At 40.8% G+C, this 23,309-nt stretch carries 18 protein-coding genes; 2 read left to right on the forward strand and 16 right to left on the reverse strand.

The window, feature by feature from the left end:
• Positions 1 to 21: 21 nt before the first annotated feature.
• A complete protein-coding gene (miaE, locus tag ACRWQN_RS14200; protein ID WP_434938446.1) occupies positions 22 to 786 on the reverse strand; it encodes a tRNA isopentenyl-2-thiomethyl-A-37 hydroxylase MiaE in 765 nt (254 codons plus the stop codon).
• A gap of 333 nt (positions 787 to 1,119) precedes the next feature.
• Between miaE and ACRWQN_RS14205 the strand changes: the two genes are divergently transcribed.
• The gene (locus tag ACRWQN_RS14205) at positions 1,120 to 1,716 is read left to right on the forward strand and encodes a Yip1 family protein (protein ID WP_434926650.1); all 597 of its coding nucleotides are present in this window, start codon (positions 1,120 to 1,122) and stop codon (positions 1,714 to 1,716) included.
• An 85-nt stretch (positions 1,717 to 1,801) separates the two neighbouring features.
• On the opposite strand, the gene fabB is transcribed toward ACRWQN_RS14205, so the two are convergent.
• On the reverse strand, positions 1,802 to 3,013 hold the full coding sequence (gene fabB / locus ACRWQN_RS14210; protein ID WP_226414494.1) for a beta-ketoacyl-ACP synthase I: 1,212 nt from the start codon (positions 3,011 to 3,013) through the stop codon (positions 1,802 to 1,804).
• A 155-nt stretch (positions 3,014 to 3,168) separates the two neighbouring features.
• On the opposite strand from fabB, the gene mnmC reads away from it, so the two are divergent.
• On the forward strand, positions 3,169 to 5,184 hold the full coding sequence (gene mnmC / locus ACRWQN_RS14215) for an FAD-dependent 5-carboxymethylaminomethyl-2-thiouridine(34) oxidoreductase MnmC (RefSeq protein WP_434938447.1): 2,016 nt from the start codon (positions 3,169 to 3,171) through the stop codon (positions 5,182 to 5,184).
• Between the two features lie 60 nt (positions 5,185 to 5,244).
• On the opposite strand, the gene ACRWQN_RS14220 is transcribed toward mnmC, so the two are convergent.
• The 14 genes from ACRWQN_RS14220 to ACRWQN_RS14285 all read right to left on the reverse strand — a co-directional run bounded on the left by ACRWQN_RS14220 (position 5,245) and on the right by ACRWQN_RS14285 (position 23,296).
• Entirely contained in the window at positions 5,245 to 5,595 is a 351-nt protein-coding gene (locus ACRWQN_RS14220) for a hypothetical protein (protein ID WP_434938449.1), read from the reverse strand.
• A 297-nt stretch (positions 5,596 to 5,892) separates the two neighbouring features.
• Entirely contained in the window at positions 5,893 to 7,407 is a 1,515-nt protein-coding gene (purF, locus tag ACRWQN_RS14225) for an amidophosphoribosyltransferase (protein ID WP_434926653.1), read from the reverse strand.
• A 35-nt stretch (positions 7,408 to 7,442) separates the two neighbouring features.
• Entirely contained in the window at positions 7,443 to 7,931 is a 489-nt protein-coding gene (locus tag ACRWQN_RS14230) for a CvpA family protein (protein WP_226414484.1), read from the reverse strand.
• Positions 7,932 to 8,133: 202 nt separating this feature from the next.
• Positions 8,134 to 8,799, reverse strand: coding sequence for a cell division protein DedD (gene dedD, locus ACRWQN_RS14235; protein WP_434938451.1), 666 nt, complete (start codon positions 8,797 to 8,799; stop codon positions 8,134 to 8,136).
• Positions 8,800 to 8,814: 15 nt separating this feature from the next.
• Complete coding sequence (gene folC, locus ACRWQN_RS14240; protein ID WP_434938453.1) at positions 8,815 to 10,110, reverse strand: bifunctional tetrahydrofolate synthase/dihydrofolate synthase; 1,296 nt, start codon at positions 10,108 to 10,110, stop codon at positions 8,815 to 8,817.
• Positions 10,111 to 10,134: 24 nt separating this feature from the next.
• Entirely contained in the window at positions 10,135 to 10,920 is a 786-nt protein-coding gene (truA, locus tag ACRWQN_RS14245; protein WP_226414479.1) for a tRNA pseudouridine(38-40) synthase TruA, read from the reverse strand.
• A 94-nt stretch (positions 10,921 to 11,014) separates the two neighbouring features.
• Positions 11,015 to 15,202: a FimV/HubP family polar landmark protein gene (locus ACRWQN_RS14250; protein ID WP_434938455.1), complete on the reverse strand. Its 4,188-nt coding sequence runs from the start codon at positions 15,200 to 15,202 to the stop codon at positions 11,015 to 11,017.
• A 267-nt stretch (positions 15,203 to 15,469) separates the two neighbouring features.
• Complete coding sequence (locus tag ACRWQN_RS14255; RefSeq protein WP_434938457.1) at positions 15,470 to 16,486, reverse strand: aspartate-semialdehyde dehydrogenase; 1,017 nt, start codon at positions 16,484 to 16,486, stop codon at positions 15,470 to 15,472.
• A gap of 164 nt (positions 16,487 to 16,650) precedes the next feature.
• Positions 16,651 to 17,793, reverse strand: coding sequence for a 4-phosphoerythronate dehydrogenase (locus tag ACRWQN_RS14260; protein ID WP_434938459.1), 1,143 nt, complete (start codon positions 17,791 to 17,793; stop codon positions 16,651 to 16,653).
• A 68-nt stretch (positions 17,794 to 17,861) separates the two neighbouring features.
• Positions 17,862 to 19,532, reverse strand: coding sequence for a glutamine--tRNA ligase (glnS, locus tag ACRWQN_RS14265; RefSeq protein WP_434938461.1), 1,671 nt, complete (start codon positions 19,530 to 19,532; stop codon positions 17,862 to 17,864).
• A gap of 154 nt (positions 19,533 to 19,686) precedes the next feature.
• Complete coding sequence (gene feoB / locus ACRWQN_RS14270; protein WP_434938463.1) at positions 19,687 to 21,996, reverse strand: Fe(2+) transporter permease subunit FeoB; 2,310 nt, start codon at positions 21,994 to 21,996, stop codon at positions 19,687 to 19,689.
• Positions 21,993 to 22,226 (reverse strand): FeoA family protein, encoded by a 234-nt coding sequence (locus tag ACRWQN_RS14275; RefSeq protein WP_226414467.1) that lies wholly within the window; start codon positions 22,224 to 22,226, stop codon positions 21,993 to 21,995. The genes feoB and ACRWQN_RS14275 overlap by 4 nt, the downstream gene beginning before the upstream one ends.
• A gap of 176 nt (positions 22,227 to 22,402) precedes the next feature.
• Positions 22,403 to 22,933, reverse strand: coding sequence for a GNAT family N-acetyltransferase (locus ACRWQN_RS14280; RefSeq protein ID WP_434931518.1), 531 nt, complete (start codon positions 22,931 to 22,933; stop codon positions 22,403 to 22,405).
• A gap of 84 nt (positions 22,934 to 23,017) precedes the next feature.
• Positions 23,018 to 23,296: a peptidylprolyl isomerase gene (locus tag ACRWQN_RS14285; protein WP_434938465.1), complete on the reverse strand. Its 279-nt coding sequence runs from the start codon at positions 23,294 to 23,296 to the stop codon at positions 23,018 to 23,020.
• Positions 23,297 to 23,309 lie beyond the last annotated feature (13 nt).

Genomic DNA, 23,309 nt, shown 5'->3' on the forward strand with positions numbered 1-23,309 from the left:
GCTGTGTCTCGTAAAGTATAACTACACTGGCACGCCACTGTGAAATCGAAACTCGGTATCATCAGCCATAATCAATGCCGCTTCTTGCACCCTGAAATACGCAATACGATCACTGATATCCTCAGCTGCGACATCTTGAGCAAGTGATAAGTAATCTTGATAGTGACGCGCTTCTGAACGCAATAAAGAAATATAAAACTTACCCAGTTCATCATCTAAGTGAGGGGCAATTTTAGCAAATCGCTCACATGAGCGAGCCTCAATAAATGCACCTACTATTAGCTTGTCGACGATAGTGAGTGGTTCATGGGTGCGTACATGGCTAATGAGCTGTTTGGCATAGGTACCTGCACGCATATTGCTATAATCAATGCCTCTAGTCGTCATTATTTGCAGCACTTGCTCAAAGTGATGGAACTCTTCTTTAATCAACTTAATCATTTTTGATAATAAATCAGCGCTAATACTTAAACGATGGTTAGCCACTAACTCATTAGTAATGTCATTCTTTTTCACATCACGGTTAAGAAAAGCATGAGCATCTCGGGCTTGGCTATAGACAAAATCTTCATAGGGTTTAGCCCAGATTTTTAATATATTTGCACTGCTTTTATCAATCGCATATTTACGCACCATCATCATCGCAGTTTGAGCCGCTTTTAACTCACAGTTACAGTGGTCGATTAACAAATCCGTTAATTGTTGCGGTTGTCTGGCGTGTTCAATCCAACTGTTTGGGGTTTCACAACCTAAAAACTCATTAATTGGTGCAAGTAGTTGCTGCATAAAGCCCATTATCCTATCAAGTATCTGTAACTATCTTACCTGCAGATATTTTTTTTATGAACACAAATACATAATACCGCTTGACGAAATGCTATTTATGTTCAATAAATAGTCTTGTGCGTAGTAAGTTTTAACTTAATGTTAACAAGCGCATTCAATTACCTTAATAGATAGACTTCAAATTAGGAATGAGGTTATTACTTAGCAATATTACTACTCAGTTTTGTAGTGCTAAGTATATGCAGGACTGATTAAGGCGATTGTAAAGAGCTGTAGTCAGTTCGTCTGTAGTTTGGCGAGCTTGTTGTAATGTGCTAAACAAGGATAACAATAATGATACTGAATCACTTAATGGGGCTTTACACTCATCCAAAACAAGAGTGGCAAACAATCGAAAAAAATCATGAGGCACTCAAAAGCAGCCTTAGTCATGTACTGCTTATTGCCCTCATCCCTGCGATATGTGCATATTTTGCAACCGCACATATTGGTTGGAACCCTGGTGCTGGGGAGGCCTTATTTCTAACCAGTGAAAGTGCGATGATAATGTCTGTTGGAATGTACTTTGGCCTTATTGCTGGCGTACTGGCCTTAGCATATCTGGCCTACTGGATGGGTAAAACATTTGATGCCGACCCAACTTATACCCAAGCGGTTGAACTAGCATCCTATACCGCAACACCTTTATTTATGGTCGGTTTAGCCGCTTTATATCCGGTACTATGGTTTATTATGGTCGTCGGTTTATTCGGTTTAGCCTACTCTGTATATCTACTTTATGCCGGTGTTCCGATAATAATGAACATTCCAGAAGAAAAAGGCTTTATCTATGCCAGTTCGGTAGTGACGGCAGGCTTGGTCTTACTGGTCGCGTTGATGGGGTCAAGCGTTATTTTATGGAGCTTAGGCTTTGGCCCCATGATGCAATAGATTAAGTATTTAATTAGCTACCCAAGCTATAGCAATAAAAAAACCAGTCTAACGACTGGTTTTTTATTGGGTAAACTGTAAGACGTTACTTATATTTGCGCATAACCAATGTGGCATTTGTGCCACCAAAACCAAAGCTATTGCTCATAATTGTTGTTAAGTTAGCTTCACGTAGCTCGCGAACAATAGGAATATCTTTCGCTTGCTCATCAATGTTATCAATATTGATACTTGGTGCAATAAAGTTATTTTCCATCATCAACATACTGTAAATCGCTTCATGCACGCCCGCAGCGCCTAGTGCATGACCAGTAAGTGACTTAGTTGATGCAACAGGAGGCATTTTATCTTTAAATACCGCACGTAGTGCTTCTAGTTCACGAACATCACCAACTGGAGTAGAGGTACCATGGGAGTTAACATAATCAATCGGTGTATCAACATCCGCTAGTGCTAGGTTCATACAACGAACCGCGCCCTCGCCTGATGGTGCAACCATATCGTAACCGTCTGACGATGCGCCATAGCCAATAACCTCAGCATAAATTTTTGCGCCTCGGGCTAAAGCATGCTCTAACTCTTCAACAACGACTATGCCGCCGCCGCCAGAAATCACAAAACCATCACGGTCTGCATCATAGGTGCGTGATGCTTTAGTTGGGTTATCATTATATTTAGTCGATAGCGCTCCCATAGCATCAAAGCCCATGGTCAGTGTCCAATCAACTTCTTCAGAACCACCAGCAAATACCATGTCTTGCTTACCCATTTGAATAAGCTCAACGGCATGGCCGATACAGTGGGAAGATGTTGCGCAGGCAGAACTGATAGAATAGTTAACGCCTCTGATTTTAAACGGCGTTGCTAGGCAAGCGCTAGCAGTGCTAGACATAATACGAGGCACTATATAAGGCCCGACACGTTTGACGCCTTTTTCGCGTAATGTATCTGCTGCTTGTACTTGGTTTGAAGAAGACGCACCACCGGTACCAACCACTAATCCAACACGGTCATGTGAATACTGCTCTTCAGTTAAATTAGCATCAGCAATCGCTTCTTGCATCGCGATATAAGCATAAGCCGCGGCATCGCCCATAAAACGTAGTGCTTTACGGTCAATATGGTCTGCTGGGTTGATTTTAATATCACCCCAAACGTGGCTACGTAACTTCATTTCTTCAAACTGCGCTGAATGGGTAATGCCACTGCGACCCGCTTTAAGTGAATCTAACACTTCTTGCTTATTGTTACCGATACTTGAAACTATACCTAGCCCGGTGATCACGACTCTTTTCATTATTTGATATCCATTTAGTAGATGTCGGCACTTAATTGCGGCAATAATATCTGTTTTACGGCATTTAAGTGGTCAGCTTTCCATAAACACAGGTAAAATAATGTTAATTATTCCTGTTTGAGTAAACTATTTTGAGTAAAAGCACCAATTTATTCATGGTAAATCATTATCTGAATTATCTCCAGCGGCTTATAAAACAACTTGATACAGAAACAAAGCTGATCCATGTTGGACATTTAGGCCTAGCTGAACCGTCACATATTAATGATTTAGTGGGTGCATTTACACAATTAAAACAAACCAGCCCAGCCTGGCAACATGGTCGTTTGCATGTGAGTTTATTTACTCATCATAGCAAAGAGCAACAAGCTGAATTTAATGCTTTTATGTTACATTTTAAACAAATATTATGCGATTTTATTTTAGATATTGCCATTGCGCCGATTGAAGGCTGTCAGCGCATTAATATTCGAGATGATATTTCAATAGACTGCTACTTTAGTCGTACTGAGCTGCAATTATCAAGCGTAACCAATATTCAACATAAGGTTCACCATTGGTTTGCCTGTTCCGATACGATGACGCCCTTATTTAGGGATCACTTTTACCAGATAGCCAATGTTTGGCAACTCGGCAGACTTAGCCATAATAATACGGCAATCAGTATTTACGACAAACCAATCACGCCAACGGATCCATTTTTCTATTCACTGCAAACAGCTATTGCTCAGGCTGGGTTTAAGTTATTGACGGAGCAAACCACTGCTTCAATCACTCAGGAAGTAACTGGGCCAGCCACATCGACTAACGCTGTTGATACGATTGCTTGCCAAGAGCGACAAGCATTAAGGCATCAACAACAAGCTACTTTCGCCTATCAAGGTCCGCTTACGCCTGCATCAATTAATCAGCACATAGGAATTATTGGTGGCGGTATAGCCAGTGCTTCACTCGCTTTATCGTTAGCTGAAAGAGGAAAAAGTGTGGTGCTTTATTGTCAGGACGAAGAGATTGGTCAAGGTGCATCAGGCAATAGACAAGGTGCCATTTATCCTTTGCTCACACCCGAAAATGATGCATTAAGTCAATTTTTTCAACAGGCTTTTTTGTATAGTCGTCAGCGGATTCAACGTTTAACCAGTCAAGGTTATAACGTTAGTCATGGCTTCTGTGGTGTACTTCACACAGGTTTTGATGAACGCAGCAAAGCGCGGCTGGATAAAATAATCAAAGGCCAGGACTGGCCTGATGATATTGCTCGTCCGGTATCGGCAAATCAAGCGAGCGACATTGCCGGTGTAGAAATAAAGCAAACAGGTTTGTTTTACCCTTTAGGAGGCTGGATTTGCCCCTATGAATTTGCCAAAGCCTCATTAGATCATGCTATCGCTATTGGCAATATCACCATAAAGATGAACTGCAATATTGAATCTATCAAACAAACAGCGCAAGGTTGGGAATTATTTTCTGGCGAGCAACTGTGTAACGAACAAGACTCACCTATCGCCTTTCACCAGCAGTTAGTCGTTGCCAATGGTGCAAATTTAACCCGTTATCAACAAACCCGTGAGATCCCGCTCAGCGGCTTCAGGGGACAGGTCAGCCATATACCTTCACAAGGAACACTTGCCAGTCTGAAAACGGTGATTTGCGCCAATGGCTACTTAACCCCGGTTTATGAAGAACTTCACTGTGTCGGCGCCAGTTATGTCAAAAATCCTCAACATTTAGATTTTTGTCCGACTGAACAACAAGAAAACGGTAAGAAAATGAGTCAAAGCTTTGCTGATGTAAGTTGGCCAGACGATATCGATGTGAGTAAAAATGAAGCCCGTGTCGGTATTAGAATGGTCAGTCGCGACCATTTTCCGGTAATGGGTTATGCAACTGATATGGCAGAATTAAATAAACGCTACCAAACTCAACAAGCCAGCAAAGATAAACCCAGTTTATGGCAACAATACTGGCAAACGACACCAGCTCCTATTCATGATGGGTTATTTGTTTTGGGCGGATTTGGCTCTCGGGGGTTAAGTTCAGCGCCCTTAGTTGCCGAGTGTCTGGCTGCAAGCCTATGCGGTGAAATCATGCCTATTAATCTTGAAACACAAACCCTGCTGAGCCCTAATCGAATGTGGATGCGAAAATTACTCAAAGGCAAAGCGATATAAATTGAGTGTTGCTTGCTTCAACCGGTTAAGGCTATGGTTCAATCATCGCCTCCCGTATACCTAGCGGCAAATGACCTGATTGTTTTTATTAATCGTGATGATGAACTGCTTATGAAGCTCATTACTCGTCACGTAACCGCAACTGCCGTTATAAACAGCAGAGTTTTCATTTTCAAATTGATAGCGGTACATACCATCATTTTGTTCCAGTGAATAATATAAAGTATTTTTCTCACCGTCATTAATCGCCCCAAAGTTTAAGTTTGAGCTTGGTAGAGCAACTTCTATTTGTTTGATGGCTAACGCTGAATAATTTTCGATGGTTACACTAGGCATAACAAATAAGCTTCCGTAATAGGCAAAACAAGCAATAACGAATGTGGAAATGACAACCTTAACGATAAGTTTCATATTATTCCTAGAGGTAAATCAATGCTCTTTTGTGATGTAATAAAATTATAAAGGCTAACTAACTTTGGTTATCGATTCAAATTAAAAGCATGTTTTAATTAATAAAGACTTAAACATACTTTTAGAAAATTTAAATCAACTTACTGCTGTTTTAACAAAGCTCTTTGAAAGTCTATTTCAATAAGCTTCCACTCCTTCACTTTTAAAAATGTAAATTAAAGCGTTAAATCAATGCCCGTGTAACAAAAAGCCTGCATTTTCGCAGGCTTTTAGCATTCAATCGACTAACGATTTAACTTAAGGATGACACTCATTGTGCATTTCTAAGTTAGTACCGATATCCTTGGTGCGATTCGCTTTAGCGTCATCATTACGTAACTGCATAATGTGATCTAAATATGCCTGGTCGACATCATTAGTAATATAATGACCATCAAATACCGATGTTTCAAAACGTTTAATTTCTGGATTTTCCATTCTAACCGCTTCAATCAAGTCAGTTAAATCCTGGAAGATAATACCGTCGGCACCGATAAGCTTGGCAATTTCATCCGCATCACGACCATGGGCAATTAGCTCATTGGTGGTTGGCATATCAATACCATACACGTTAGGGAAACGAATTTCAGGCGCTGCTGAAGCAAAGTACACTTTCTTAGCCCCTGCATCGCGTGCCATTTCGATAATCTGTTCTGAAGTCGTACCACGTACAATAGAGTCATCAACCAATAACACATTTTTGCCTTTAAATTCGGCATTAATGGCGTTCAGTTTACGGCGTACTGATTTTTTACGCTCTTGTTGGCCTGGCATGATGAATGTTCGGCCAATATAGCGGTTTTTAACAAAGCCCTGGCGATACGGTAAGTCCATATGGCGAGCGATTTCAAGTGCTACATCACATGAGGTTTCAGGAATAGGAATAACCACGTCAATGTCGTGTTCGTCCCATTCTTTTTTGATCTTTTCGCCTAACTTGGTGCCCATATTTACACGACTTGCATATACCGAAATATTATCGATAGTCGAGTCAGGACGTGCAAAATAAACAAACTCGAAAATACATGGCGAATAACTTGGGTTAACAGCACATTGACGAGTAAATAATTGACCATCAAGAGTTACGTAAATCGCTTCACCAGGAGCAACGTCACGCATCACTTCAAAACCAACTGCGTCTAAAGCAACGCTTTCAGATGCAACCATGTATTCAGTGCCAGATGCGGTTTCATGCTTACCTAATACCAATGGGCGAATGCCAAAAGGATCACGAAATGCCACTAAGCCCTGGCCGATGATCATTGCTGCAACCGCATAAGCACCGCGGGTTTGAGCATGAACTTTACTAATAGCGTCAAAAACTTCGTCTGCTGATAGCGTTAAGCTGCGGGTTTCTTGCAACTCATCGGCTAACAAATTCAATAAAATTTCAGAATCTGAAGTGGTATTGATATGACGGCGTTTGGTTATTAAGCTTGCAGCTAATTCAGTGGTATTGGTTAAATTACCATTGTGAGCCAATGAAATACCAAACGGTGAGTTAACGTAAAACGGTTGAGCTTCAGACGCGCTTGAGCTACCTGCAGTTGGGTAACGTACGTGGCCGATACCAGCATTGCCTTGTAAACGTTGCATATGTTTTGGTTCAAATACATCTTTAACCAAACCATTTGCTTTGCGTAAACGAAATGCATTTACGTCAACGGTTACAATACCTGCTGCGTCTTGTCCACGATGTTGAAGCACTGTCAGCGCATCATAAATCGTTTGATTAACTGTAGACTTGCCTACTATTCCGACGATACCACACATGGGTAAGGTTCCTTACTGTAAGGTGTTTTATTGTTTTAGATTTTGGGTACAAAGCTTGATGTGTTTTCCAAGTAGTCAAAAAACCACTGAATAACCACACCAAATTCGGGCACGAGCACAGATGCCTTCCACCAATCGGTTGAAGGAAAACCAGTAAACGCATCCATGAAAAAGAGTAACGCGCTGACGATTAACGCCCCGCGAATAGCACCAAAACACAAACCCAGTACTCTATCGGTACCTGACAGTCCAGTTTTAGCAACGAGTTGACCTAAAAGATAATTAACAAGTGCACCAATAATTAGCGTCGCGATAAAAAGAATGGCAATTGCGACACCATTACGCACCATTGCATCTTGCATTTGCGTTAGATGAACAGCAAGGTCGAGATAAAATTGACTGGCGATAAAAAAAGCCGCAAACCATACCACTAACGACATGGCTTCTTTGGCAAATCCACGCACTAAACTAATGATGGTAGATAAGCTAATAACAATAATAATTGCGTAATCAATCCAAACCATTGAGATGGGGATCCGGGTAAACACTAAGACGGCGCGATTCTAACAGAGGTGAAGACTTTTCTCACCCCCGATCGACTAAATTAATCATACATGAATCAGAACAATCAATTTCTACAACAGATAAATTATCAATCTAAGTAAAAAAATCTATGCAATCAATGAATGGCCGCATATAACAACTTAGTATGTATGTTGACTAAGATTAATTGTCCATTGGATCATAAGCGATAATTTTACCTTTTAACCCGGTTAGTTTCGCTATCGAGGCTTGACGTGCTTCGAGCTTGTCCTTTGACACTTCAGGGCCAACAAATACGCGGGTTAATGATCCCTCGACCGGTTTTTCAGGCAAAGTATAGGCGGTATAGCCTGACAGTCTAAGTTTAGCGATTAGCGCATTAACATTAGTCGCACTATTAAATCCACCCAATTGTAAGGTATAACCGGACTTAATTGGGCTTGATACTGCTTTAGCAACTGGCTTAGGAGCAGGCTTTGGTACTACTTTTTCGACTACAGGTTTACTTGGAACAGATTTAGGTTGAGCTTTTGCGGTCTCAATCACTTTTTTTGCCACTGGCTCTTTGGCTACAGGTTCTGCTGCATTATTACCTAAAGGAACCACATCAGGATCCACTCGAGATTCATCATCGTCACCAACAATATCGACACTGGCAACATCAAGGACTTCAAAATCATCTGGTGTTAATGGCTTGCTCTGAACTAGAGGCGCTGAACGTAAAGGTATTTCAGTAAACTCTTCGACTACTTTGGCTTTTTTTCCATCTAAAAGATCAGGTAAGAAAATTACCCCAAGGGCAACAAGCACTATAGTTCCAACCAAACGGTTTTGAAATTGAAGTTTCAAGATTTTATCCCAGTGTTACATTAACAATTTAAAAGCAGCGACAGTATAAAAAGAGCCGAATACAATTACCACATCATTAGGCTCAATAGTAGCATTTACCGCTGTCCAGGCCTCATTCATATTATTAAAAGCATTCAATTCAAAAGCGACACTATGATCTAGCTGATTTTGTGCAATGGGCTCCATTAAAGCTATCAATTGCGCTGAGCTAGCACCACGCTCAGTCGATAGTGTCACCATATTCCAGTGATTCACTACATCAACAAGTTCTGCAAAAACGCCTGATATATCTTTATCTTTTAACATGCCACAAATGGCAACAATTTTGCCTGATATGGCTATTTTTTTGCGTAGCTGTTCAGCAAGATATTTTGCCGCATGTGGATTATGTGCAACATCAACCAAGACTAACGGTATTTGGTTAACGCACTCCAAACGGCCCGGTAAACTTGCCAACTCAAGGCCTTTGTTAATCGTTGCAGAGTTGATTTCAGGCCAAAGCTTATCCATAAGTGCGACCACACAGGCCGCATTCGCTAATGGCAATGTAGGCAATGTCAATGCTGGAGATTGTGTTATATGAGTAGAGAAAGTCCAGTTATCATTATTAAGCTGATAATCAAACTCGTGCCCTACTCTGATAAGCTGGCAACTAATTTGTTGTGCATAATCAACTACCGACTGCGGTAAATTGGGTTCACCTATTATGCTGATACACTCACTGCGACACACACCCGCTTTTTCACGCCCAACCAGCTCTCGGGTATCACCTAAGTATTCTTGATGGTCTAAATCTATGGAGGTAATTATGGTCGCGGTTGAGTCAATCATATTGGTAGCATCTAAACGGCCGCCTAAACCTACCTCTAAAATAATCACGTCTAGCTGAGCATGTTTAAATAAATATAAACCTGCCAAAGTGGCGTACTCAAAGAATGTCAGTGATATCTCTGCTCTAGCTTGTTCAATGGCTTGAAATGCGGCAATGAATTGGTCATCGGTGCAATCTTGCTGATTAATTCTGACCCGCTCATTATAACGGAGTAAATGTGGCGAGCTGTATACACCAACTGTTTTGCCACTTTGAATTAATATCGATTCTAACATGGCACAAGTTGTGCCTTTGCCATTAGTTCCCGCTACCGTGATCACCTGTGCAGGTTGTAGATTGATTAAGGCTAAGCGCTCTGCAACAATAGAGACTCTGGCGAGTCCCATATCTATTTCGCTAGGGTGTATCGCAAGTAAATAGTCTAGCCACTCATCTAAATGAGCATCTTTATTGGGCGCAATAATTGTATCTGTGTGCATCACGGTTGGCAGCCTTTGTCTTTATTAATCGAGCATAAACAATGGCCCTAAAGCCAACTTAGGCAAATCATATTGCTCAGGGTAAGAAACGTCAACCAGGTATAAACCATTCGGTTTGGCTGTTGGCGCTGCTAATTTTCGATTTTTCTCGAGTAATAACTGCGCTAACCAGTTAATAGGTTGATGACCTAAGCCCACTTCAATCAAAGATCCAACAATATTTCTGACCATATGATGTAAAAAGGCATTAGCTTTAATATCAACCAGAATATACATACCTTGACGAGTCACGCTGACATGATGCACGGTGCGATAAGGGGTTTTAGACTGACAGTGCAGCGCTCTAAAGCTAGTAAAATCATGTTCACCTAGCAATGTTTGTGCAGCTTGGTGCATTAAGGTTTCGTTAATTTCACCACGGTAATGGCTAACACCTTGAGACAGTACTCCAGCGCGTAGTGAATGGTTATAAATAATGTAACGATAGCGTCTAGCCGTGGCGCTATAGCGAGCATGAAAGCTGTCATCGACTTCTTTTGCCCAGCGCACAGCAATAGTGTTAGGCAGTTTAGTATTTACCCCTAAAGTCCACGCTGACATTTGACGTATCACGTCGGTATCAAAATGCACTACTTGACCGGTGCCATGAACGCCTGAGTCAGTTCGACCCGCGCAATGCAATCTAATCGGGGCATTGGCTATATACGAAAGCGCTGTTTCCAGTTGTTCCTGTACAGAATCGACTTCTGCCTGTCGCTGCCAACCAAAAAAATTACTGCCATCATATTCGACACCCAACGCAATTCGCATAACTTAACCTTTCACTTTAAATCAAAATGGCGCGCATTCTAGCATAAAAAAAACGACGCATGTCTAAGCGCCGTTTTAAATAGTAATTTTAGGCTTAGGTTAGCTTTTTCATCAACGAACTTGCTTCAGCTTGTTGGCGATCATTTCCATTCGCTTGAACTTCTTTTAATAAGGCTTTGGCATTATCTTCATCGTCAATTTCGATGTATGCACGCGCCAAGTCTAACTTGGCGCTAACAGAGTTTTCTTCGTCATCAACATCGATCATATCGGCATTACCAATAAGTGATTCAAACTCACCCATATCAACATCAATTTCTTTATATCTATCACTGGCAACGCTATCGTCTTCATCTGCGTCATTGAGTAATTTATTGATATCAATAAAGCCATTCTCGCGTTCAAAGTTGCTTAGTTCGGCCTCTGTAATATGTGGCGATGCTAATTTAGACTCTTTTGCATCAAGTGCCGCTATTGCCTCATCAACGGTCAAGCCATCATCTGACAAGACAAATTCGTCTTCATCTATATTAAAATCAATATCGTCATTTACACTGAAATCGACATCTTCATCATCGACTAAAAAGTCCTTACTGTTATCAATAAGGTTGTCAGTTGGTGCTGCAGGTTTGGCTGGAGGATTAAATAAATCAGTTTCCCAATCCAATAACTCTGCAGGTGCTTTTTTAGCTGCTTTTAAGTCATTGAAAAATCCTGAGTCTTTTTCAGCTTTAGCTGTGACCTGCTCTGCAGGACTATTCACTTGTGCTGATGTATTGTCAAACGCAGACAAATCTAACTCTTGAGCATCATTGCTCAACTCATCGTTTAACGTCTCATCTTCAGCGCTCATTCCTGCTAAAAGAGCATCGAGCTCATTTTCGGCATCGGCTAAAATTGAATCATCAATGTCATCGCTTTTTGTTAGATTTTTGTCACTATTAACCTCGGCAGACGCAGCTTGATTAAGCTCTGATTCTAATGCATCAAAACTCAAGTCATCTTGTTCAGTGGTTTCGTTCGCCAGCTCAAGTTCATTAATTAGGTTTGATAAATCATCATCGTCTAGCTCATCATCTTCATCAAAAGATAGAAATTCTTCCGCTTCATCTTCAAGGGTTGCTGATTCGAGCTCGGCTAATAGTGAGTCTAAATGTGGGGTATTTTCTGGCAGCTCATCAAATTCAAGAAATTCATCTTCAGTAAGACTGACGTCACCTTTATCAGACTCAGATCCAGCGGCGATAGCATCAACCATAGCTTCTGTTTCAGCTTCTGTTTCAGCTTCAGTTTCAGCTGCTTCTGATGTAATTTCTGCTGTGCTTGCTGATGTGTTTATAGCAAGCTCATCGACAACGTCAGCGTCTTGATCTGTTTTAGCATCCTCAGCCTCAAAACTGGCTAGCAGTGCGTCGATATTATCGTCATCTGTATTAATTTCATTTGCATCAACTTCATCATCTGACTCCAGTTCAGCGGCAATTGCATTTGCTAGATCTTCTATTTCGGTTTCAGTAGCTTCTGTTTCTGAAGGGGTATCTTCAGCCTCAAAACTGGCTAGCAGTGCATTTATATCATCGTCATCTGTATTAACTTCATTTGCATCAACTTCATCATCTGACTCCAGTTCAGCGGCAATTTCATTTGCCAGATCTTCTGTTTCTTTTTCAGTTTCAGTTGCTTCTGTTTCTGCTGGGGCATCTTCAGCCTCAAAACTGGCTAGCAGTGCATTTATATCATCGTCATCTGTATTAACTTCATTTGCATCAACTTCATCATCTGACTCAAGTTCTGCGGCAATTTCATTTGCCAGATCTTCTATTTCGGTTTCAGTAGCTTCGGCCTCAGTTTCTGCTGGGGCATCATCAGCCTCAAAACTGGCTAGCAGTGCATTTATATCATCGTCATCTGTATTAATATCATTTGCATCAACTTCATCATCTGACTCAAGTTCAGCGGCAATTGCATTTGCTAGATCTTCTGTTTCTTTTTCAGTTTCAGTTGCTTCTGTTTCTGCTGGGGCATCTTCAGCCTCAAAACTGGCTAGCAGTGCATTTATATCATCGTCATCTGTACTAACTTCATTTGCATCAACTTCATCATCTGACTCAAGTTCAGCGGCAATTGCATTTGCTAGATCTTCTGTTTCTTTTTCAGTTTCAGTTGCTTCTGTTTCTGCTGGGACATCTTCAGCCTCAAAACTGGCTAGCAGTGCATTTATATCATCGTCATCTGTATTAACTTCATTTGCATCAACTTCATCATCAGACTCAAGTTCTGCGGCAATTTCATTTGCCAGATCTTCTATTTCGGTTTCAGTAGCTTCGGCCTCAGTTTCTACTGGGGCATCATCAGCCTCAAAACTGGCTAGCAGTGCATCGATATCATCGTCATCAGTATTAACTTCACTTACATCAGCCTCATTATCTGACTCCAGTTCAGCGGCAATAGCATCTGTCAGATCTTCTGTTTCTTTTTCAGTTTCAGTTGCCTCAGTTTCTGCTGGGGCATCATCAGCCTCAAAACTGGCTAGCAGTGCATCGATATCATCGCTATCTTCATTATCAATTTCGGCTGATAAATCAGCTTTATCTGCTGTTTTATTATCAAGATCAACACTGGCTAATAGCGAGTCGATATCATCTTCGTCAGCTGTATTTTCATCGACGATACTATTATTAACGTCATTCTTTGTTTCAAGTTCAGAGGCAGTTTTATTTGAAGCATCCTCATCAGGTAAGTCGAATCCTGCTAATAATTCATCAATGTTGTCTTGTTGATCAGCAAGGGGATCTTCAACAGAACTGCTTTCAGGTTCAACATCAAGATTTGCGAGTAATGCATCTAAATCATCTTCTGGCTCCGCGGCTACAGGCGAATCTACTTCATCAGTTTCACCATCAAGATTAGCAAGCAATGCGTCTAAATCATCTTCTAGCGCTGCTGGAGAAGCCTCATCAATTTCTTCATCGTCAAGGCCTGCCAACAAACTGTCTAAATCTTCATCAGTTTCAAGAGGTTCAAGCTCAGAATCCTGCTCTTCCATGGCTTCAGCCCACAGATCATCAAGTGAGGTTCCCTCATCTTCCTCTTCGACTTCAGGCGTGACATCAATTTCATCTTCAGCTTGTGTTAAAAACATTTCAGATGCCATGTCCATCTGATCATCATCAATCACTAAATCAGTGTCTGACTGCATCTCTAAACTGTCTAAATCTAATAAATCATCGATGGACTCTTCATCGTCACCATCAAGATGAATGGCAAGATCTTCAAGATCATCCCCATTTTCATTATCTGTGCGGCTTGGAACAGTGTTAGAGGCTAATTTATTTTCTGTTTGAACTGGTTCTACAGTATTTGCACTTGAACGGCGACGCATGATTAAAGCAATAACGCCGAAGATTAATAAAATTGGTAAGCTTGCTGCTGCAATTAATAACCCAGTGTTACTGGTTAAGTTCCGCCAGAAATCAGTGGGTTGCTCTACAGGTGGTTTATTAGCCTCTTCAAGTTCAATAACCAGCGCTTCATTGTCAGCAATCAGCTGTGCTTGTTTTTCACCTGAAAGCTGTAAATCTTCTTCAAGACGGCCAATGCTTTGAGTTAGTTCTGCTAACTTTTGCTTTAAAATTTGATTATCACTGCGTGTAGCCATCAACTGGTCTTGCGCTCTAGCAAGCTCATCTGTCAGCATCAATGTTTTATTATTTGCGTTATCGAGCTGATTATTTAGGGTAATAATCTCATTCTGTTTAGCTGCGCTAAGGGGCTCTGCCTCGCTAATTTTGGCAGGTGTTTGAGCAATGATTTGCAGTGGTTTTTCTGGTACTGGTGCTTGTTCTACTTTTACTGGCGTAGCATCTGGACGCGGTGTTTGTTTAACAACAGTTCTCACTGCACTATCGTCGCGCTCTGCACGTAATTTAGCTTGTTCCTTTGGAATAGCAGCCATTACCTCTGCAGAAGGCACAGTTAGGATCATGCCTCTTTCTAAGGTGTTAAAATTATTTCCGCTAAATGCTTGGGGGTTGGCATCAAATAATGCTGCCATAACTTGATAAATGGTAACTTGGTCATTAGGGCGTACCTTCTGAGCAATACTCCAAAAAGTATCGGCTGAGGTCGTTGGGCCATATTGCCGGTTTGCCTGTTTAACTTCGCCATTAGGGCCGGTTATTTTAAGCGTATCGGCTTGAGCCGAAGCAAAAAGTTGAATTCCTGAGACTGCTGTGGCGGCACATAAAAGTAAGCCCACCCAATATGAAGTACGAGATGTCATTCAATCCTTCCCTTTTAGCACGAAACATTTGTCATGGTGACAATTGGCTTTAGGTCATTTTTATCGTTAATTATTTGCTATAAAATTTCGTTAACTGTTATTAACATTATTGATGATTAATGAAATTTTGGCATTTTTACGACTATAAACTAAGTTTGTCAGCCCTGCTACTATAGCGGCAAGCCTAAAACTAAAAAAGCCCACAAAATGCGGGCTTTTTAGACTAAATAACTCAATTACCTGAGATAAATTTAACTCATCGGATATTTAGTAATAATCGCGAATTAAAATCTCAGCAATTTGAACACTGTTTAAGGCCGCACCCTTACGAATGTTATCGGCCGTTACCCATAAATTTATACCATGAGAATGAGAAATATCTTTTCTTATACGTCCAACAAAAACAGGATCATGACCAGCTGAGTCAGTTACCGCTGTAGGGTATTCATCATCACTTTCAAACATCACCACACCTGGGGCGTCACGAAGTACCGCTTTAACAGCTTCAGCATCAACAGGCTCACGGGTTTCAAGGTGAATAGCTTCTGAATGACCATAAAATACCGGCACACGAACCGCTGTTGGATTAACCACGATTTCGTCATCACCAAATATTTTTTGTGTTTCCCACACCATTTTCATTTCTTCTTTGGTGTAGCCATTTTCCATGAACTTATCAATTTGTGGCAACACATTGAATGCTATCTGCTTGGGATAAACGCTAGGTTCTGAAGGTAAACCTTGCAGTAGTTTAGTGCATTGTCCCGCTAGCTCATCAATGGCTTTTTTACCTGTTCCAGAAACCGATTGATACGTAGCCACATTAATACGCGTAATACCAAAAGCATCATAAATCGGCTTTAATGCAACCAGCATCTGAATCGTTGAACAGTTAGGATTAGCAATTATGTTACGGTTACGGAAATCAGCAATCGCTTCAGGATTCACTTCAGGGATCACTAATGGTACATCAATGTCATATCTGAAATGTGAGGTATTATCGATAACAACACAACCGGCTTCACCTGCTATTGGTGCCCACTTTGCAGAAACATCTCCACCTGCGGAGAAAAATCCAATTTGAGCTTGGGTCCAGTCGAATTTTTCTACATCAAGAATTTCAACCTGCTTACCATGAAAACTCACGGTTTCGCCGGCACTGCGACTACTCGCTAAAGGAAATAACTTAGCAACCGGAAAATTACGCTCTTCGAGGATCTCAATCATTGTTTGACCCACTGCGCCCGATGCACCTAAAACGACAACATTAAATTCCTGAGACATATAAACGCTCGACTCCTAATAATCTTATTGGACTAACAATCTACCTAGTTTACTGCGCTTATACTAGGCCTGATTAGTTAAAAATGGTTCGATTAGGTTGATTTTTTCTCAACTGACTAACCTTATGACAAAACAGGTAACGAATGGCTAAAAAAACGAGACTTTTATTGAGAAAAACCCAGTGATGACAAGGTATTTCTGCAATCTATACTTGCACTATTTGCATCACTCACAGGATATTTAACCGCTAAAGCACTGAACTCTCGTCTGTGGGTATGTTGCTTACGCAGCAAGTCAAATCCAGCAGCACTATCAAAATGCTCTCTAAATAGCGCATCATCATCGCGTAAATCAAATACTAAACGGCACATTTTAAGTAAGCTGGTTTCATCTAAGTTGGTGATATTCAATAACTGACTAAACTCAAATTCTGGTAATAAGTAATTCAATGATTGATTAACGGCAATATTCAAGTGTTGGCAGAGCTGTTGATATAATATAAAAGTGCCCCTAGCCTTACCTTCTAAGCTATATCCAGCGACATGGGGGGTAGCAAATTCAACTAAAGGAACCAGTTCAGCCATTGGATTGGGCTCACCTTCCCATACATCGAGAATCACTTTTAAATCTGTTCGCGTTTGTTTAATCTTTATTAATGCCCGATTATCAATCACCTCGCCACGACAGCAATTTATTAACCACATGTTTGGTTTTAATGACTTGAGCTTTTGCTCATCAAATAAATACCAGGTTTTATGCGGGCCGACTTTAGTAATGGGTACATGTAAAGACACAATATCTGCACGTTCAAGCAACTCATCAAGGGAGATAAAATGACGGCTATCGCCTTCTGCTTGCTTAAGCGGATCGCATAACAAAACTTGCAAGCCATAGGCTTGCAAACACTTGGCGGCAGCGGTGCCGGTATTACCGGCGCCAACAATCCCTACCACTTTACCTTTTAATGAGGTTTGTAACCTTTTAGCTAGCTCTAAAAGTGCAATAAAAACGAATTCACCCACCGCAGTGGCGTTACAGCCTGGGGCGTTTGAAAACATAATGCCACGCTGATGTAAATACTCGATATCAATGTGATCAGTGCCAATGGTGGCGCTACCAACAAATTTCAATTTATGGGCATGCTGCAACAAAGCTTGGTTAACCTTGGTAACAGAGCGCACTAATAACACATCAGCATCGTTGACTTGCTCAGCAGTTAGGGTTCTACCATTGACGAACTCTATTTGGCCAAGTTCTGCAAATAATGCCTCAACAAAAGGCATGTTTTCATCAGCAATTATTTTCATCAGCTTTTCTACATAGTTGAAAAATAATAAAAAAGGCGCATATAGCGCCTTTTATAAAATAATACAAGTTAAGCGAAAGAATCTCTTAACGGTACTGTTAAGTTAAATACTAAGCGATCGGCTCTTGAGTCTTTATTATCAGCACAGTAGTAACCTTCGCGCTCAAATTGATATGCTTTTTCAGCTGGTGCACTTACCAGGCTCGGCTCGACCAATCCATTTAATACTACCAATGAATTAGGATTAATCACCTCATCCACGGTATCAAATGTTGCTGGATTAGCTTCAGTAAATAAACGTTCATACAAACGAAACTCAGCAGGTTTTGCAGAAGATGCTTCAACCCAATGGATCACGCCTTTTACTTTGCGACCATCAGCAGGGTTTTTACCTAAAGTTTCATCGTCGTAAGTGCAGTAAACAGTGGTCACGTTGCCATCTGCATCTTTGTCACAGCGCTCTGCTTTAATCACATAGGCATTACGTAAACGCACTTCTTTACCTAACACTAAACGTTTAAAGTGCTTATTAGCTTCTTCTTTAAAATCTTCAGCATCGATAAATAAATCTCGACCAAAAAATAACTCTCGGGTGCCCATCGCTTCATTAGAAGGATGCGCCGCAGCTTGAATACTTTCAGGCTCAGCATGTGGATAATTTTCAATAACAACTTTAATTGGGCGAAGTACTGCCATGGCGCGCGGTGCATGTTCGTTTAACTCTTCACGAATACAAGCATCTAACATACCCACTTCAATTAAGTTATCTTGTTTGGTCACACCGATACGCTGACAAAACTCACGAATTGAACCAGGTGTATAACCTCTGCGGCGCAAACCTGCAATAGTAGGCATACGCGGGTCGTCCCAACCGTCAACAAGCTTACGAGTGACTAAGTCATTCAATTTTCGCTTAGACATTAAGGTATATTCAAGATTTAAGCGCGAAAACTCATATTGACGAGTTCGATTTGGCGCTTGAAAATCATCTAAATGATCTAATACCCAGTCATATAAACGACGGTTATCTTGAAACTCTAATGTACAGACTGAATGAGTAATATTCTCGAGCGCATCAGAAATACAATGGGTAAAATCATACATTGGATATATGCACCATTTATCACCTGTTTGGTGATGATGTGCAAATCGAATACGATAAATGATAGGATCGCGCATACACATAAATGGCGAAGCCATATCAATTTTAGCTCGCAGAGCACACTCACCTTCTTTGAATTCACCATTACGCATTTTTTCAAATAATGCGAGGTTTTCTTCAACCGATGAATCACGATGAGGGCTGTTTTTACCTGGTTCTTTTAAGGTGCCACGATATTCACGGGTTTGCTCGCCGTTTAAGAAACAAACGTAAGCTAACCCTTTTGTGATTAACTCAATCGCATATTGATGCAATTGGTCAAAATAGTTCGATGAATAACGAATATCGCCAGACCATTCAAATCCCAACCAGCGCACGTCTTCCTGAATAGATTTAACATAGTTAATATCTTCTTTCTCAGGGTTGGTATCATCAAAACGTAAGTTACACTGGCCTTGATAATCTTTAGCTATACCAAAGTTTAAGCAAATAGACTTGGCATGACCAATATGTAAAAAGCCGTTCGGCTCTGGTGGAAAACGAGTGTGCACCTGATTGTGCTTACCACTTTTTAGGTCTTCGTCAATGATATTACGAATGAAGTTACTTGGACGTACTTCGGTGTCCACTTGACTCATGAAAATCCTCTCGGCACACATGGCAATATTGTTAAAAATAAGATGATCCTACAGAACTGTAGCAGTTACAACTATTGCACTACAAAAAGCGTAAAAAAAACAATAAACCCAGCTAAAGCTGGGTTTATTGTTCAATATTCATCTATTAATTAGCTTAACCAGTAATAATTTTTATCCCGGGAATAATCTGTTGAGCTTTGAGGCCTTTCTTCTTTAACCAAACATAGAAGATGACCAATGCAAACATAAAGAAACTTATCCATGCCATTGATTGCACAGGGTGTTCACTGAATGTGGCACCTTGATAAACAATAGTGGCGGTTCCATAAGCTAAAGCAAATGTCCATAATGCGGCAAACCGCGCCCATTTAATACCAAACTCATTAACTAACGCGCCCATAGCCGCAACACATGGCGTGTAAAGTAAAATAAATAATAGATATGAAAAAGCAGCAATTTGTCCACTAAAGCCAGATTGTAAGGCGCTGAATGTTGATTTATCAACCGCTAACTCTTCTGCTGCGGTGTCAATATTATCAACACTCCCAACATCAATCGATAATGGATCATCAGGGGCGATACCAAGTAAGTTCTCAGGTATTGTTAACCATGCAGCATGGAATGTATCAGCTAACGATGCCAACTCTTCATCACCAGCGCTAGGTGTGCTATATAAACTATTCAAGGTGCCAACCACGGCTTCTTTAGCAAATATCCCAGTAATGATACCTACAGTTGCTGGCCAATTATCTTGTTCAATACCCATAGGAGAAAATAAAGGCGTCACTTGTTGACTGGCTACACTGAGTAGTGACTCCTGGCTATCCTCATGACCAAAACTACCATCAATACCAATTGCATTAATAAAGTTAAGTAGCGTCACTACGATTACAATCGTTTTACCCGCACCAAGAATAAAGCTTTTAGTGCGTTTGGCCGTACGAGATAGTACCGCTTTGACTCTTGGCATTTCATAGCTTGGTAATTCCATCACTACCGCACTACTAGTTCCAGGTAGAACAGTATGACGTAATAGCAGCCCTGTACCAACAGCGGCAAAGATACCAATAATATACAGCATGAAGACTAAATTTTGCCCCGAGTCAGGGAAAAAAGCTGCTGCAAATAATGCGTAAACGGGTAAGCGGGCACCGCAAGACATAAAAGGAGCCATCATACCGGTTACGATACGCTCACGCTCGCTGCCTAACGTACGTGTCGCCATAATGGCAGGAACAGAACAACCAAAACCAACTATCATTGGCACAAAGGCTTTTCCGGGCAAACCAATTCGACGCATTAAACCGTCAACAACAAATGCTGCTCTTGCCATATAGCCCGATGCCTCAAGTACAGACAAGACTAAAAATAGCGCTGCAATAACCGGAATAAAAGTCGCAACGGTTTGAACTCCTTGACCAACACCACCGGCGAGAATTGTCACTAGCCAATCTGGAGAGCCTATTGAACTTAACATAGCACCAAAATGATCGACAAAAATGGCACCGGCTGTCATGTCAAAAAAATCAATAAAAGAGCTGCCAACATTGATACTGAACATAAACATCAAATACATGACGAACAAGAATACCGGAATGCCTAAAAATGGGTGCAGCACAAAACGGTCTAACCTATCTGTCATACTAAGATGTTCGCCGACATTTACAGAAGCGTTAAAGATTTTTTCAACGAAATCGTATCGTGTTGTAGCTACCATCACTTCTATATCTTCACCGCTTTGTTCTGCGGTTTTGGTACAAGCGCTAACAATTTCTTTAAGTTGACTGCTGTCACAGCTACCGCAACCATTGCCATTACCTAACATGGCTAAAGCACGGCCTCGGCTTAATTGAGGCAAATGATGTAAATTACTTTGTTGTTGCAATGTAATAACACTTTGCTCAATTGAAGCGTGATAATTAAGCTCAAGTGGTTTTTCTGCTATTTCTTTATCAACAATCGATAATATAGCGGACTTAACGCGTTCAACATCGTTCAAATCTCGAGAACATACACCTATAACTGGACAGCCTAGTGCTGCAGACATTTGTTCAATATCTATGTCGATTTTAAGTTTTTTAGCCGCATCAGTTTTGTTAAGTACAACGACCATAGGGATGCCAAGTTCACGTAACTGTACCGTTAAGTACAAATGGCGTTCAATGTTAGTGGCATCAACCAGATTAATAATTGCGTCAACTTTTTGATCAGCTAAATACTGTTGAGCAATTTGCTCATCTAGCGAGCAGTCACAGCTGTTACCTGCGGGTAATAAATCATAGATACCGGGTAAATCTGTTAAAAAAACCTCGGTATCGGCAAGACTAAACTGGCCAGTTTTCTTTTCAACCGTGACACCAGACCAATTACCCACCTGTTGATTTGAGCCGGTTAGGGCGTTAAAAAGCGTAGACTTACCTGCGTTAGGGTTACCTACAGTGACGCAATGGAATTGTTTAGTCATGATTTAACCACCTCAATAACTTCAGCTAAATCTTTACGCATACAAATGTGGCTACCTCGAAGATTAAGTTCTACACCGGAACCCATTGGCGCTCGACGTACTAAACTAAAATGAGTATTAGGCGTAATCCCCATTGAGAGTAATTTACGCTTTACGGTTTGCGGAAGAGAAAGATGGCCGATTTGACAAATCATTGCCTTGTCGCCGGGACTTAGCTCGCTAAGTTTCATTAAGGTACGCCTTTTACATCATTGATGACCAGACAATTCTAGCGAAGGTTAGGCAGTTAAAACTTTATCTAGATCAAAGTTTTTAGTGTTAACGAGAATTGTTTTCAATTGTATTTAGTATTATGTGACAAACCTCTTAGTAAAAAAAGGGTTTTTTTATGAATTTTGAAACATCTTCATCGTGGAGCTAATACTAAGCCGAATTGGTAATCATCTATCCACTTCCCCGCTAAGTAAGTGTGCTGCAAAAAAGTGCCCTCTAAACTAAAACCTACTTTTTGTAATACTTTAATTGAAGGTAAATTCGTTTGCGCACAAACAGCAACATACTTATGAATATCAAATTGCAAGCGGCCCCAGTCAACTAAAGTTTGCAGGCTTTCTGTTCCATAGCCCATACCCTGCATGCTTGAAGACAATAAGTAACCCACCTCAACACGCTTTGAATAAAAGTCCTGACAATAAAAGCCGGTTAAGCCAACAAACTCGCCATCAATGGTTTCAATCAGTAACGTGAGCCAGTCACCACTTTCGATAGACCAAGGCAACAATCTTGACTCAAACTTTGCCAGTAGCACGACTTCAGTCGCAGGTTCACGAATATACTGGTTAACTTGAGGATCTTGATTGATAGATAAAAAATTATCCCAGTCTTGATATTGCAAACTTCTAATCACTAATCTATCGCTATACAGTGCTATATCCATATTACTCTCACCGACAATAACAACAAAAATTCCGACAAAAAAGGCGACACTTAGTCGCCTTTAACATCATTATTAACAAAGAGACTAACCTCGGCTAGTCACTTCTAATAAATGATATCCAAACTGAGTTTTCACTGGACCTTGAACTTGGTTTAATGGCGCATTAAATACGACTTCATCAAACTCTTTTACCATCATGCCTGGACCAAAAGAACCTAAGTCACCGCCTTGAGAACCTGAAGGGCATGAAGAGTAAGATTTTGCTATTTCACCAAATTCAGCTCCATTTTCAATTTGTTGCTTTAATTCGTTACATTGCTCTTCAGTACTGACTAACAAATGTCTTGCCGTTGCTTGTACCATTCTAACTCCTACC

Source organism: Shewanella sp. HL-SH8 (genome assembly GCF_051165765.1).
Classification (GTDB): Bacteria; Pseudomonadota; Gammaproteobacteria; order Enterobacterales; family Shewanellaceae; genus Shewanella; species Shewanella glacialimarina.

Coding starts and splice junctions, on each gene's coding strand:
- miaE (WP_434938446.1), bottom strand. CDS start 786: ATGCAGCAACTACTTGCACCAATTAATGAGTTTTTAGGTTGTGAAACC.
- ACRWQN_RS14205 (WP_434926650.1), top strand. CDS start 1,120: ATGATACTGAATCACTTAATGGGGCTTTACACTCATCCAAAACAAGAG.
- fabB (WP_226414494.1), bottom strand. CDS start 3,013: ATGAAAAGAGTCGTGATCACCGGGCTAGGTATAGTTTCAAGTATCGGT.
- mnmC (WP_434938447.1), top strand. CDS start 3,169: ATGGTAAATCATTATCTGAATTATCTCCAGCGGCTTATAAAACAACTT.
- ACRWQN_RS14220 (WP_434938449.1), bottom strand. CDS start 5,595: ATGAAACTTATCGTTAAGGTTGTCATTTCCACATTCGTTATTGCTTGT.
- purF (WP_434926653.1), bottom strand. CDS start 7,407: ATGTGTGGTATCGTCGGAATAGTAGGCAAGTCTACAGTTAATCAAACG.
- ACRWQN_RS14230 (WP_226414484.1), bottom strand. CDS start 7,931: ATGGTTTGGATTGATTACGCAATTATTATTGTTATTAGCTTATCTACC.
- folC (WP_434938453.1), bottom strand. CDS start 10,110: ATGCACACAGATACAATTATTGCGCCCAATAAAGATGCTCATTTAGAT.
- truA (WP_226414479.1), bottom strand. CDS start 10,920: ATGCGAATTGCGTTGGGTGTCGAATATGATGGCAGTAATTTTTTTGGT.
- ACRWQN_RS14250 (WP_434938455.1), bottom strand. CDS start 15,202: ATGACATCTCGTACTTCATATTGGGTGGGCTTACTTTTATGTGCCGCC.
- ACRWQN_RS14255 (WP_434938457.1), bottom strand. CDS start 16,486: ATGTCTCAGGAATTTAATGTTGTCGTTTTAGGTGCATCGGGCGCAGTG.
- ACRWQN_RS14260 (WP_434938459.1), bottom strand. CDS start 17,793: ATGAAAATAATTGCTGATGAAAACATGCCTTTTGTTGAGGCATTATTT.
- glnS (WP_434938461.1), bottom strand. CDS start 19,532: ATGAGTCAAGTGGACACCGAAGTACGTCCAAGTAACTTCATTCGTAAT.
- feoB (WP_434938463.1), bottom strand. CDS start 21,996: ATGACTAAACAATTCCATTGCGTCACTGTAGGTAACCCTAACGCAGGT.
- ACRWQN_RS14275 (WP_226414467.1), bottom strand. CDS start 22,226: ATGAAACTTAGCGAGCTAAGTCCCGGCGACAAGGCAATGATTTGTCAA.
- ACRWQN_RS14280 (WP_434931518.1), bottom strand. CDS start 22,933: ATGGATATAGCACTGTATAGCGATAGATTAGTGATTAGAAGTTTGCAA.
- ACRWQN_RS14285 (WP_434938465.1), bottom strand. CDS start 23,296: ATGGTACAAGCAACGGCAAGACATTTGTTAGTCAGTACTGAAGAGCAA.